Below are 477 nucleotides of genomic sequence, written 5' to 3'. Positions count from 1 at the left end.
CAAACTGTTGGCGAGTAATATTACTGGGATAATTAGGCATAACAATTTCCTTTTTTGCAAAAGTATACCAAAACTCAATTTAGATCTCAAACAGTTTCTGAGACAACTTTTAAGAGAGCGTATAATGAATAAATCGTCTCTCAAAAGGAAGGAATTTTTACATGCCAACTCGTTACGACAAAGAATTCAAACAAAACATCATCAACCTATATAAACAAGGCGAATCAGCCGCCCAACTGGCCAGAGAATATGGCATTGGCTATTCAACCGTTCATAAGTGGATCCAGGGCCAAGCCAAAACTCAATCCGGTAAATCGCCAGACGAAATTAAAGCGATGGAAAAGCGGCTGGCTTCCCTGTCTGAGGAGAACGAAATCCTAAGAAGCTGTCTAAAATCTCTTAAGTAATAGTGCTAAAAACGCTAAAACGACCATTTGCAGACTGGTGGTTAATTGACGCTCACAATTTTTCCAAAGT

At 39.0% G+C, this 477-nt stretch carries 1 protein-coding gene and 1 pseudogene; one reads left to right on the top strand and one right to left on the bottom strand.

The genetic code is table 11. The features are described from left to right. The first annotated feature begins 161 nt into the window (after nucleotides 1-161). The gene (locus FFM73_RS12625; RefSeq protein WP_235874522.1) at nucleotides 162-407 is read left to right on the top strand and encodes a transposase; all 246 of its coding nucleotides are present in this window, start codon (nucleotides 162-164) and stop codon (nucleotides 405-407) included. Here FFM73_RS12625 and FFM73_RS13065 read toward each other — a convergent pair. Then, nucleotides 390-477 (bottom strand): annotated as a pseudogene (locus FFM73_RS13065) (IS5/IS1182 family transposase); the annotation flags it as partial. The gene FFM73_RS12625 and the pseudogene FFM73_RS13065 sit on opposite strands and share 18 nt — an antisense overlap.

The sequence above is a fragment of the Secundilactobacillus hailunensis genome, assembly GCF_005405185.1.
In the GTDB taxonomy this organism is placed as follows: Bacteria; Bacillota; Bacilli; order Lactobacillales; family Lactobacillaceae; genus Secundilactobacillus; species Secundilactobacillus hailunensis.
Note: the sequence above shows the minus strand (reverse complement) of the source record. Positions and strands in the feature narration are given on the sequence as shown.

What these genes read in the sequence shown, in the direction of transcription:
- FFM73_RS12625 (WP_235874522.1), top strand. Translation starts at nt 162, where the DNA reads ATGCCAACTCGTTACGACAAAGAATTCAAACAAAACATCATCAACCTA.